Annotated in this window: 11 protein-coding genes; 10 read left to right on the top strand and 1 reads right to left on the bottom strand. The window is 70.6% G+C overall.

Going from position 1 to position 12025, the window contains the following annotated elements; genetic code table 11:
- Nucleotides 1-238 precede the first annotated feature (238 nt).
- From ACWCQ1_RS28985 to ACWCQ1_RS28940, 10 genes are all read left to right on the top strand, one after another.
- Nucleotides 239-589 carry an NADH-quinone oxidoreductase subunit A gene (locus ACWCQ1_RS28985; protein WP_133042499.1) on the top strand — a complete coding sequence of 117 codons (351 nt, stop codon included), beginning with the start codon at nucleotides 239-241 and terminating at the stop codon, nucleotides 587-589.
- Entirely contained in the window at nucleotides 580-1992 is a 1413-nt protein-coding gene (locus ACWCQ1_RS28980; RefSeq protein ID WP_451027698.1) for a hypothetical protein, read from the top strand. The genes ACWCQ1_RS28985 and ACWCQ1_RS28980 overlap by 10 nt, the downstream gene beginning before the upstream one ends.
- Entirely contained in the window at nucleotides 1985-2929 is a 945-nt protein-coding gene (locus ACWCQ1_RS28975; RefSeq protein WP_451027697.1) for a complex I subunit 1 family protein, read from the top strand. Before ACWCQ1_RS28980 ends, ACWCQ1_RS28975 begins: the two co-directional genes overlap by 8 nt.
- Nucleotides 2930-3005: 76 nt before the next feature.
- Nucleotides 3006-3512: an NADH-quinone oxidoreductase subunit J gene (locus ACWCQ1_RS28970; protein ID WP_451027737.1), complete on the top strand. Its 507-nt coding sequence runs from the start codon at nucleotides 3006-3008 to the stop codon at nucleotides 3510-3512.
- Nucleotides 3509-3814, top strand: a complete 306-nt coding sequence (gene nuoK, locus ACWCQ1_RS28965) for an NADH-quinone oxidoreductase subunit NuoK (RefSeq protein WP_133042503.1) — start codon at nucleotides 3509-3511, stop codon at nucleotides 3812-3814. The genes ACWCQ1_RS28970 and nuoK overlap by 4 nt, the downstream gene beginning before the upstream one ends.
- Nucleotides 3811-5679: an NADH-quinone oxidoreductase subunit 5 family protein gene (locus ACWCQ1_RS28960; RefSeq protein WP_451027696.1), complete on the top strand. Its 1869-nt coding sequence runs from the start codon at nucleotides 3811-3813 to the stop codon at nucleotides 5677-5679. The genes nuoK and ACWCQ1_RS28960 overlap by 4 nt, the downstream gene beginning before the upstream one ends.
- Nucleotides 5680-5684: 5 nt before the next feature.
- Nucleotides 5685-7193 (top strand): NADH-quinone oxidoreductase subunit M, encoded by a 1509-nt coding sequence (locus ACWCQ1_RS28955; RefSeq protein WP_207929712.1) that lies wholly within the window; start codon nucleotides 5685-5687, stop codon nucleotides 7191-7193.
- On the top strand, nucleotides 7190-8599 hold the full coding sequence (locus tag ACWCQ1_RS28950) for an NADH-quinone oxidoreductase subunit N (RefSeq protein ID WP_451027695.1): 1410 nt from the start codon (nucleotides 7190-7192) through the stop codon (nucleotides 8597-8599). Before ACWCQ1_RS28955 ends, ACWCQ1_RS28950 begins: the two co-directional genes overlap by 4 nt.
- A 107-nt stretch (nucleotides 8600-8706) precedes the next feature.
- The gene (locus ACWCQ1_RS28945; RefSeq protein ID WP_133042507.1) at nucleotides 8707-9078 is read left to right on the top strand and encodes a BlaI/MecI/CopY family transcriptional regulator; all 372 of its coding nucleotides are present in this window, start codon (nucleotides 8707-8709) and stop codon (nucleotides 9076-9078) included.
- Between the two features lie 133 nt (nucleotides 9079-9211).
- Entirely contained in the window at nucleotides 9212-10252 is a 1041-nt protein-coding gene (locus ACWCQ1_RS28940) for an NlpC/P60 family protein (RefSeq protein ID WP_133042508.1), read from the top strand.
- Nucleotides 10253-10329: 77 nt separating this feature from the next.
- Here ACWCQ1_RS28940 and ACWCQ1_RS28935 read toward each other — a convergent pair whose 3' ends face one another.
- Complete coding sequence (locus ACWCQ1_RS28935) at nucleotides 10330-11982, bottom strand: multicopper oxidase family protein (RefSeq protein ID WP_451027694.1); 1653 nt, start codon at nucleotides 11980-11982, stop codon at nucleotides 10330-10332.
- Between the last annotated feature and the right edge of the window lie 43 nt (nucleotides 11983-12025).

Here is a 12025-nt window from a genome sequence, read left to right as displayed (position 1 = left end):
GGTGGCACCAGATGCTGGCGTCCCCTGTCGGCAGCGCCCTGCGACAACTAGTGTTCTCTCTGGAACGCTTCTGCCAATTCCCTTAGCGGAGAGGCTTCATGTCGACGACCGACATCTCTGAACCGATGTTCACGCACATCCCTGCTCACCTGGCGTTGTCGGTCGTTTTCCGCGCGCACTCGTCCATCGCTCACGGGTGCTCCCATGCAACCCAGTCCTGCTGAGGAGCATGGCAGATATGAGTGCGTGGGAACCGGTACTGGTCCTGCTCGGTGTGGTGGCCGGAGGCGTCGCGGGACTGTACGGATGGGGCGCTTGGCTCGCTGTCGAGCGCAGGCCGTTGGAGGCTGGTTCGTTCAGTGGAGGGCTTGAACCGCGCGAACACGCGTTCTCCCGGTTCCACGTGCGCTGGTACCCCATCACCATGATCTTCCTGGCCTTCGACATGGAGATGCTCTTCATGTACCCGTGGGCGAAGGTGGTGGCCGAGGTCGGCACTGGGGCCGTCGTCGAGATGTTCCTGTTCCTGGGGATCCTGTTCACGGCGGTCGGCTACGCCTGGCGCGAGGGCGCGTTCCGATGGGCCTGAGACACGCGCTGCGACGCGCGGCCGTGTCCCGTCCGGGCGTGCTCTGCGTCGCCCGGCCCGGGGCGACGGCGATCCGCCTGGCCGTAGAGGCGGAAGTGCGCCGCCTCGGCTGGCCGGTGGTCGAAAGCCCGGCCGCCGCCAACCTGCTGCTCGTGGCCGGGGCACACGGACCCCGCGACGCCGAGTGGCTGGAGGCTGTCTGGAGGCAGGCGCCGCATCCCAAGGGGCGTGTCCACCTTCACAGTTCGGACGAGGTACGTGCGGAGCTGGAAGCGGCCGCCGCGCGGCTTCGAGCTGTCGCGCAAGAGGGTCGGTCGGCCTCCGCGCAGGACGGTTCCTCGGCGGACTCGCTGCCCACCGGGGCCATGGACCACGGCCACCACGACGGGCAGGACGATCCTGCTTCCTGCCACGACGCCGATGGCCATCGCCACCACGGTCACGGCGGAGAGCCGTCGGACCCCGATCCTCACCACGGCTCCCCCACCGCATCACCAGGCCGGCACCAGTCGGAGCAGCAAACCGCTCACCAGACATCCACCGAGGACCATGCCGCCGGTGACCACCAGAACCATGCGCACGGTCACGCCGGGCACGACATGAGCGACATGACAGTCGCCGGGCTGCCCATGGCCGACCGCGCCGACGACCGCGACGGGCTTCGGCTCGACCGTCTCCACGTTCCCCTGGGACCAGCCCTCGCCAACTGGCCCACCGGCTTGATCCTGCGCACCGCCCTTCAAGGCGATGTCGTGCAGCAGGTGGATGTCGAGTACGTGTCCACCCGGACGCACGAGGATCCGTTCTGGAGCGCCCCTTGGCTGAGGGCCTCTCGCGGAGAGGAGGTGACGCGCGACGAGGCCGCCCGCCGGCGATGCGCCGCGCACCTCGACAGTCTCGGCCGGCTGCTGGCCGTGACGGGGTGGCGGGACCCCGCGGCACGCGCCCGCCGACTGCGGGACGAGGTCCTGGCAGGCGCGACCGTGGACCGCGTCGGAGATGACCTGAAGCAACTTGTCCGCCGCATGTCCCGCTCGCGTACCCTGCGCTGGCTCACAACGGGAATGGGCCCGTTGCCCGCCTCCCGGGCGCACGAGTGGGGGATTTCGGGGCCGGCACTCGTGGCCGACGGGGACGTCCACGACCGCTTCCGCGTGTGGCTCGACGAAGCGGCGCGTGCCGTCGACGGGTTCGGTGACCGTCAGGGCCTGGGCCGCGACGAGGTGACGGGACCGCGCGGCCGGGTGGACGGTGGCCGACCGCCGTCGGCCGCACTGCTCGCGGCGCTCCCCGAGTTGCTGGGCGAGGCCGAGTTCGCGGCGGCCCGAATCATCGTCGCGAGCCTCGATCCGGACATCGACGAACTGGTCGCCGTACCGGCGCGGGAGAGGGGCCATGGCTGAGCCCGCGCCTCTGTGGGCGACCCTGATCCTCCCGGCGGCCCTGGCGGGCGCGGCGGTCGTCACAGCCGGCTTCGACGCGGCGCTCGAGGCCGCGGCGCGGCAGGGGCGTGGGGCGCCGGTCCGCGCTCTCCTCCTACGATCCGTGGATCCGCTGCGCGAGGGCCTGCGCCTGCTGGTGCAGCAGCCACGGCGTACGAACGCGGCGGACGCCCTGCTGCGGCGGATCGGTGTCGTGCTCGTCCCCCTCGCCGCCGTACTCGCGGGCGTCGTGCTGCCGTTGGGCTTCACCTCGGTCAGCGATCCGGATGTCGGCATCGTGTGGTTCAACGCGATGGAGGCACTCGCGTGGGCCGCGGTGTGGCTCGCCGGGTGGGGGCCGAACTCGGTGCTGTCGATGGTCGGCGGGTACCGGTTCCTCGCGCAGGGCCTGGCGTACGAGCTGCCGCACATGTTCGCCATCACCACCGCCGCGCTGGGGGCCGGGTCCCTGCGGGTGGGGGGCGTGGTCGCGGCCCAGGACGGACTGTGGTTCGGGGTGTGGATGCCCGTGGCGTTCGTCGTGTATCTGGCGAGTGCGCTGGCCATGTCGTTCTGGGGGCCGTTCGACCAGCCGACGGGAACGGACGTCGCGGGAGGTGTGACCGCCGAACTCTCGGGCGTGGACCGGCTGATGCTGCTCGGTGGCCGGTGGATGCTGCTGGTCGTCACCGCCGCGTTCAGCGTGCCGCTCTTCCTGGGCGGCGGACACGGCCCCCTGCTGCCGGCCTGGCTGTGGACGCTCATCAAGACCGCCGCGGTTCTCGGTGCGCTGGTCGGGAGCCGCCGCCTGATCCCGGCGCTGCGCATGGACCGCTACATGGAGCTGGCCTGGCTGGTGCTGGTGCCGCTCGTCCTGGTCCAGGCGCTCGTCGTCGCCGTCGTCGTGCTCAACGGATGAGGACCGGAGGCTGCCGCTCGTGCTGACAGACGTGATCTTCTGGGTGCTGGCCGTGCTCGCCGTCGCGTCCGGTGTGATGGTGTTCCGCTTCGACTCCATGGCCAGGGCGACGTACTCGCTGCTCGCTTCGCTGCTGTGCGCGGGCGGTGAGGTTGTGCTGCTCGGCCTGGACTACCTCGGAGTCGTGATCGTGCTGATGATGACCATCGAGATGGCCATCATGGCGGTCTTCATGGTGATGTACATGATGAACCCGGCCGGGCTGATGCCCATGACCATGGTCCACAACGCCAAGGGGGCGGCCCTGATCTGTGCGGCCGTCTTCGCCGCCCTGGCCACCGGGATCCTGGTCACCCCATGGCCCGAGCGCAGGGGCGAACCCCCGGACGATCCCACGAACGCGCTGGGCATGTCGCTCATGGGGCCGCAGATGCTCACCATGATGACCTTGGGCATGGCACTGTTCGCCACCATCGTCGGTACGGTCGTCCTGGCCACGCGACGCGGACGCTACGACCGCCTCGGCGACGACCTCTCCGCCGGACGCGCCGCGGATTCCACCGCCGGAGGGGTTGGCCGGTGACCCTGGAACTCCTCCTGCTGCTCGCGGCCGCCTTGTTCAGCATCGGCCTGTTCGGTGCGCTCACCCAGCAGTCCATCGTGATGCTGATGATGGGGCTCGAACTCATGCTGGGCGGCCTGATCGTCGCGGCAGCGGCCATCTGGCACTACATCGCCCCTGCTGCCGCCGACGGACAAGTACTGATCGTCATCGCGGTGACCGTCATGGCCGTCGAGATGGCGATCGGTTTCGCGGTCGTCACCGCCCTCTTCCGGACCCGCGAGGTCGACATGACCGACATGGCGGCGGAGTTGAAGGAGTGAGCGCGGTGCTCTGGGCGCTCGTCGCCCTCCCCGTGGCGGTCGGCGGCCTCCTCGCGATCCTGGGTCGGGCCGCCGACCGCGCGGCCCCCGTCGTGGCCCTCGCCGCAGCCGTCGTCGGCCTCGTCCTCGCCTGCCTCACCGCCTTCGACCACCCGAGTGCCGAAGCACCGCTGCTCGACGGTCTGCCCCTGCGACTCACGGTCGACGGTCTGTCGGGGCTGCTGGTGGTGACCGTCACCGCCGTCACCCTCGCGGTGTTGGTCTTCAGTGTCTGGGACATCGGCCCGGGAGAGGCACGGGCCCGCTTCTTCGGGCTGATGCTGCTCTTCAGCGGCTCCATGCTCGCGACGGTCACGGCCGCCAACCTCCTGGTCCTGCTGATGGCTTGGGAGCTCATGGGCGCGACATCCTGGGCGCTGATCGGCTACTGGTGGCGGGACCCGGAGCGGGTGCACGCGGCGAACACGGCCTTCGTCACCACCCGATCCGCCGATCTCGGCCTGTACCTCGCCGCGGGAGCCGCGCTGGCAGGCGGCCCCTCCGCGTCACTCGCCCTGGGCCGGCTGGGGCAGGCCGAAGGCCCCTGGCTGGACCTGATCACCGCCGGGGTGGTCGCTGCGGCGCTCGGCAAATCGGCCCAACTCCCTTTCAGCTTCTGGCTCTCCCGCGCGATGCAGGGCCCCAGCCCGGTCTCCGCGCTGCTGCATTCCGCGACGATGGTCGTGGCAGGGGCCTATCTGCTGCTGCGGCTCCAGCCACTGCTCGACGCCGCCGGCTGGGGCGGCCCCGTCGTGGCGTGGGCCGGCGCGACCACCGCGCTCGCCCTAGGTCTGGTCGCGGTGGCACAGAGCGATCTCAAACAGCTGCTCGCGGCGTCCAGTTGCGCCCAGATCGGATTCATGGTGCTGGCCGCCGGCGCGTCCGGCCTGACCGGCGGCACGCTGCAACTGATGGCCCACGCCGCGGCCAAGAGCCTGGCCTTCCTGATCGCCGGCGCCTGGCTGACCCTGCTGGGGACCAAGGCGCTTCCGGCGTTGCGGGGCGCGGCGCGTCGGCACCGTACGGCCGGGATCGCCTTCACCGTCGCGGCACTGACGCTGGCGGGCGTCCCACCGCTGTCGCTGTGGGCCGCCAAGGACGTCGTCCTCGCCGCCGCCCTCGATGACGGCCCCGGACTGTACGTGACGGGGCTGGCTGCCGCTGTCGTCTCCGCCGCGTACAGCGTCAAGGTGCTGTGGTTCGTCTGGCAGCCCGCGCCCGACGACCACGCGCCTGAGCCGGCGACGGCAACGGCCCGCATTCCGGTGGCCGGCTGGCTGCCCTGGACGGTGCTGGCTGTCGCCTGCGCCGCGCTGACCGTGCCGGCCTTCCCACCGCTCCGGGACGCGCTGGAACGTGTGCTGTCCGACGGCAGCCAACCCGCCCCGCAGGTATGGGAGTTCGCCCTCTCCGGCGGCCTGGGGCTGGCCGCGTCACTCGCCGCATGGAGCTGGGGAGCGCGCACCGTCCCGCTCCCGGCCGCTGTGCGGGACGCGTTCGGCGGCTGGCTCCACCTCGAGGTCGCGGCACGCGCCCTCTTCGTACGCCCCGTCGACCGGCTCGCCCGCGCGCTGGCCGCCTTCGACGACAAGGTCCTCGACCGCGGCGTCGAGGGCGCCGCCCGCGGTGCCGTCCGGCTGGCCCGTCTCACCGACCGCCGAACCGAACAGGGCGTGGTCGACGGTGCCGTGGAGGGGATCGCCTCCGCCACCGGAACCCTCGGCCGGTGGGCCCGCCGCCCGCAGACCGGGCAACTGCACCAGTACCTCGCGCAGGCCGTCGCGGCCTTCACCGTCCTCGCCGTCGTCTTCGTCCTCGTGAGGTGACCGCCGTGCTCACCGTCCTCGTCCTCCTGCCTACCGCCGTGGCGGCCGTGCTGCTGTGCATCCCGCGCACGGCCCCACGCGGACTCTTCCTGTGGGCGTGGACGGCGACAACCGCCGCCGAACTGGCCCTCACCGTCGCGGTGTGGGCCGGCTACCGCACAGCGGGCGGCACGCAGTACGAGGTCCGGGCACGGTGGATGCCGAGCGCGGGCGTGAGCTACCACGTCGGGGTCGACGGGCTGTCGCTGCCGCTCCTCGCCCTGAGCTGCGTGCTGTTCCTGGCCTGTGCCGTCTACGCGCTGCGGCAGACCCGGCGTGTGCGGGAGTTCGCCGCGCTGTTCCTCTTGCTGCAGACCACGTGTCTCGGGCTGTTCGTGGCGCTCGACCTGATCCTGTTCTTCGTCTTCTTCGACCTGTCGATCGTCGCGATGTACTTCGTCATCGCCGGATGGGGACACAAGGGTGCGGCGCGCGCCGCGCTGAAGTTCTTCCTCTACACCTTCATCGGGTCGCTCGCCCTCCTGCTCGGCTTCATCGGCCTGTACCTCGCCGCCACCCCGCACACCTTCGACATCGCCGACCTCACCCGGCAGAACCCCCTGGCGGGCCGCTCGGTGTACGGCGCCCTGGTCCTCCTCGCCGTGTCCCTGGGGCTGGCCGTGAAGACGCCGACCGTCCCCTTCCACACCTGGCTGCCGCCCGCCCACACCGAAGCCCCCGCCGCCGGTTCGGCGATCCTGGCCGGAGTGCTGCTGAAGATGGGCACGTACGGCTTTTTGCGCATCGCCCTGCCGATGCTTCCGGGCGCCTGGCGCGACTACGCGCTCGTGTTCGTCGCGGTCGGTGTCGTGTCGGTGCTGTACGGCGCACTCGTCGCTCTCGCCCAGACCGACTTCAAGCGGATGATCGCCTACACCTCGGTCAACCACATGGGCTACATCATCCTGGCCATCGGTGCCGCCGGCGCGGCCGGCGACGGCCCGGAGCAGGCGCGGCGCCTGGCCGTGACCGGTGGCGTCGTGCAGATGGTCAGCCACGGTCTGCTCACCGGAGCCCTATTCCTGCTGTCCGGCGTGCTCTACGAGCGCGGCCGGACCTATGACATGGCCGCGTACTCGGGTGTCGCCGAACGGGCCCCGGTGTTCGCCGCGTTGACGGGCGTGGCCGCATTCGCCTCCTTGGGCCTGCCCGGCTTCTCGGGTTTCATCGCCGAGTTCCAGATCCTCACCGGCAGCCTGGGACCGCGGCCGGTGGCGACGGCCCTGGCCGTCCTCGGGATCCTGCTAACCGCCGGCCTCTTCCTCCGGGCGCTGCAGCAGATCTTCCTGGGGCCGCTGCGGCTCCCGGTCGCCGCGCCCGGGGCGGATCACCCCTTCCCCGACATCCGCGCCAACGAGGCCGCCGCCATCACTCCCCTCCTCGCGCTGGCCGTGGTCCTGGGGCTCGCCCCGCGTTTCCTGCTCGACGTCGTCGAGCCCGCCTCCCGGGCCGTGCTGGAGCTGCTCGCCCGATGACCGAGATGAACGAGAACCCCCTCGACCTCCTCCCGGAGGTCCTTCTGGCCGCCTCGGCCGTCATCGGCCTGCTCCTCGGCTCCTGGCTGCCGCGCTCCCGGCAGTGGCTGGTCGGAGCACTGGCCGGCGCCGCCGCCGCGGCGGGGATCGTGGCCGCCACGGTGGCCTCGTTCGGTACCGCCTTCGACGGGGCCTTCGCCATCGACCCGGTCACCACCACCAGCCGGATCGTCATCCTCGGCGGCACGCTGCTGATCCTGGCGCTCAGCGCCGCACCACTGCGCGCGAACCCGCGCGAGAGCGAGTTCTACGTCCTTGTCCAACTCGCCGCCCTGGGCGCCCTGATGCTCGCCGGCGCCAACGACCTGCTCCTCCTCGCCGCCGCCTACCTTCTCGCCAGCGTCCCGTCGTACGTCCTCGCCGGCTTCCGCAAGGACGCCCAGGGCACCGAGGCCGCGCTGAAGTACTACGTGATCGGCGCACTCCTCGGAATCCTGTTGCTCGCCGGCATCACCCTGCTGTTCGCAGCCGGGCGTACGACGGCCTACCCGATGCTCCGCACCGGACTGGCGGACGCACCGGGTGGGTTGCCGGCTGTCGGGGTCGTCGCGATCCTCGCCGGGCTGCTGTTCAAGGCCGGAGGTGTGCCGGGCCACTTCTGGGTACCGGACGCCGTCCAGGGCAGCGCCGCGCCGGTCGCCGCGTTCCTCACCACCCTGCCCAAGATCGGGGCATTCGCCGCCCTTTACCGGCTCGGCGCCCAAGCCCTCGCCGGGGCGGACGTACCCTGGCCGGCTCTGGTGGCCGTCCTCTCCGCCGCGTCCATGACGCTGGGCAACCTCGCGGCCTTCTTCCAGCAGGACGTCAAACGGCTCCTCGCCTACTCCACGGTCAGCCAGGTCGGCTATCTCCTCATGCCGGTGGCCGTGGCGGGCCGCGCTGACCTCGCCCAACAGGCCCTGCTCTTCTACCTGGCCGGGTACGCGCTCACCAACCTCGGCGCCTTCGCGGTCGTCTGCGCCCTGCCCGCACTCCACACCCTCGACGACTACCGGGGACTCGCCCGCCGACAGCCCGCCCTCGCCGGAGCCCTGATCGTCTGCCTGCTCGGCCTCGTCGGCACCCCGCCCACGGCGGTCTTCCTCGGCAAGCTGGAGGCGTTCAGCGCGGTCATCGACGGAGGCTACGCCTGGCTCGCAGTCATCGCCGCGGTCAACACGGTGGTCTCGCTCTTCTACTACCTGCGCTGGATCGCGCCGGCGGTCACGGCCGGACGGGACCTGAGCCCGCTCCCGATCCGGCGGACGGCCGCGCTCACGGCGTACGGGGCGGCAACGGCCTCCGTGGTACTCGGCCTGGCCGGTGGACCGGTACTCGCACTGCTGGAGGGCAGTCTCACCCGCTGAGGCCGAGGTCGGCCGTACGCATCCTTCACACTCCCGGCAACGCTCCCGCACTCTACGATTGGCCTGGAATCCACAGTGGAATCCACAGCGGAGAGGGAGACACGGTCATGCGGCGGCTCGGGGAGCTGGAGGCGGAAATCATGGACCGCCTCTGGAGATGGCGGCGGCCGGCGACCGTGCGCGAGGTGGTCGACGACATCAACCGGACCCGGCCCGTCGCGTACACGACGGTGATGACCGTGGCCAACATCCTCCACACCAAGGGCTGGCTGCTGCGCGAGGAGAAGGAGGGCCGGGCCTGGCTGTACGAGCCCGTGCGCACCCGTGAGGAGTACGCAGCCGCCCTCATGGAGGACGCCCTCGAGGCCAGCGAGGACCGCCCCGTGGCACTCACCCACTTCATCAACAAGATGGCGCCCGGCGAACTCGCCGCACTCCGCAAGGCCCTGCGCAACGCGGGTAAACGCACGGAGGATTGACGGGCGCCCCATCCTTCTCGGTCGTCCACGCGCCTCACCTCACCAGTGCGGCTTGCCAGCCAATCTACGAATCTACTAAGTTGCATTGAACATGATCACACGTGGCAGCGCATCTCGGAGGAGTCGTCAGAGGATGACAACGCATCGTCGACCGAAGCAACCCAGTCGCACCCGCGTGACCGTGCTCACCTCGGCCGCCGCCGCTGCCGTCGCGTTCAGCGCCCAGGCCGCCACCGCCGCGCCGAGCGTCAAGCCGAGCAAGAACGAAGTCAAGGCCAGAGTCGACGCTCTGTCCGAGGAGGCCGAGAAGGCCACCGAGGAGTACGACGGAGCCAAGGAGAAGCAGGACAAACTGCAGAAGGAGATCTCCGCCCTCCAGGACAGGGTCGCCCGCGGCCAGGACGAGCTAAACGCGCTGCGCGACAGCATCGGCGCCATGGCCACCGCCCAGTACCGCAGCGGCGGCATCGATCCCTCCGTGCAGCTCCTTCTCTCCTCCGACCCGGACGACTACCTCGACAAGGCGTCCGCCCTCGACCAGGTGAGCGGCAAGCAGGTCGCGACGCTGAAGCAGATCCAGGAGAAAGAACGCGGACTGGCCCAGCAGCGCGCCGAGGCCACCGAGAAACTCAAGGACCTCGCGGCCACCCGCACCGAACTGGGCAAGAAGAAGAAGGAAGTCCAGGGCAGACTCGCCGCCTCACAGAAGCTCCTCAACAGCCTCACCACCCGGGAGAAGGCTCAGCTCGCCGCCGAGGAGGACCGCGCCAACCGGTCTTCCACCGAGCGCGTGAACCTCGGCAGCACCCCTTCCGCCTCCGGCCGGGCCGCCGCCGCCTTCCAGGCCGCCCAGGGCAGGATCGGCACGCCCTACGTATGGGGCGCCACCGGCCCGTCCTCCTTCGACTGCTCGGGGCTGACGTCCTGGGCCTACGCGCAGGCAGGTGTCTCCATACCGCGCACCTCGCAGGCGCAGGCCACCATAGGCACCCGGATCACCTCGGTCGGCGACCTCAAGGTCGGCGACCTGGTCTTCTTCTTCAACGACCTGCACCATGTGGGTCTGTACGCCGGCAACGGCCAGATCCTGCACGCCCCGCGCACCGGCACCAACGTGCGCTACGAGTCGATGGACACCATCGGCGGACCCTTCATGTTCGGCGTCCGCGTCTGACACCACCCCTCCCCCGCCGGGCTCCTCCCTCCGCACGGCGCAAGCGGTGCGGAGGGAGGAGCCCATGGGGACGTGTCTCAGGCCCGGTAGGCCACCAGCGCCATCATCCCCGACTCGCCGTGGTAGGCGTTGTGGCAGTGCATCATCCACTGGCCGGGATTGTCCGCGTCGAAGAACACGGACACCGTCTTCTTCGGCAGCACGATGGTGGTGTCCTTGCGCGGGCCGTCGGTGCCGAGCTGGTAGGTGTGACCGTGCAGGTGCATCGGGTGCCACATGGTGGTCTTGTTGACGAAGTCCAGCCGGACCCGCTCGCCCTGCTTCACCAGGATGGGGTTCGCGGTCGGGTTGTTCATGTCGAACCGCTTGCCGTTGATGCCCCAGTCGTACTTGCCCATGCTTCCGGTCAGCTCGATGCGGTGTACCCGGTCGGCCTTCTTGGAGTCGAGCCGGACGTCGTCCGCCGCCGTCAGCTGCGAGGCGGCCATGACCATGCCGTCCAGCTCCTTCGGACGGACCGTAGGCTTCGGCGCGCCGCCGGGGCCGGTACGGACCAGTGCCATGCCGCTCGCGTCCTTGCCCTCGGCGAGGGCGACCAGCGGGAAGACGCCGTCAGCGAGGGTGACCAGCACGTCGTACCGCTCGCCCATACCGACCAGCAGGGCGTCCACCTGCTGGTGCCGGACCGGGAAGCCGTCGGTGTGGGTGATGGTCAGCTGGTGACCACCGAGCGCCACCCGGTATGCCGTGTCGCCGCCCGCGTTGATGATGCGCAGCCGCACACGCTTGCCCGGCTTGCCGGTGTAGATGTCCGGGTCGGCCGGGACGCGGCCGTTGACCAGGTGGTACGGGTAGTTGACGTCGCCGGCGTCACCACCGAGCAGCCTGCTCTCGGCGCCCATGAGCATGAACTTCATCGACATGCCCCCGGAGGCGGACGGCGAGGCGCTCGCCGTATCGGAGGTCCCGCCGTTCATGCTCATGCTGCTCATGTCCATCCCGCCCATGTCCCCCATGTCGCCGGAGGAGCTGCTCGGGCTGGGACTGGAGCCGCCCATGTCCATCCCGCCCATGTCCATGCCGCCCATGCCCTGCTTGAGCTCCGCGAAGACCTCGTCGGGGGTGCCGGTGACGCCGTCGACCCAGTCGTCGAGGACGACCACCCACTCGTCGTCGTACGCCAGCGGCTCCTTGGGGTCCTCGACGATCAGCGGGGCATACAGGCCCCGGTCGAGCTGGACGCCCACGTGCGGGTGGAAGAAGTACGTGCCGGGGGCGTCGGCGATGAACCGGTAGGTGAAGTTGCTGCCGGGGCGCACGGCGGCCTGGGTCGCCGGGGGCACACCGTCCATGTCGCTGCGCAGGGCGATGCCGTGCCAGTGGATGGAGGTGGTGGTCTTGTCCGGGAGCTGGTTGGACAGCTCGGCGGCGAGGGTGTCGCCGACGGACAGACGCAGTTCCTTGCCCGGCGTCCGGCCGCTGAAGGCCCAGCTGTCCGCCATGATCCCACCCCCGAGGTCGAGCGCGGCGCGGGCGGCGGTGAGGGTCACGTTCCGGGTCCGGCCCGTGCTCCTGCGCTTCTTCTCGGCCGCGGCGACCGCCGAGCCGGAGGGGTTGACCAGGGCGCCCGAGCCGGAGTTGCCGGAGCCACTGCTGCACGCGGCGAGCGCGCCCGCACCGGCGGCGCCGATTCCGGCCAGCAGGACGGAGCGGCGGTTGATGCTGTTCATGATGGGAGTCCTCTTCACGATGTGCCGTTGATCGGGGGTACGT

The organism is Streptomyces sp. NPDC002144 (assembly GCF_053593695.1).
This window is presented reverse-complemented; position numbering and strand designations above follow the sequence as displayed.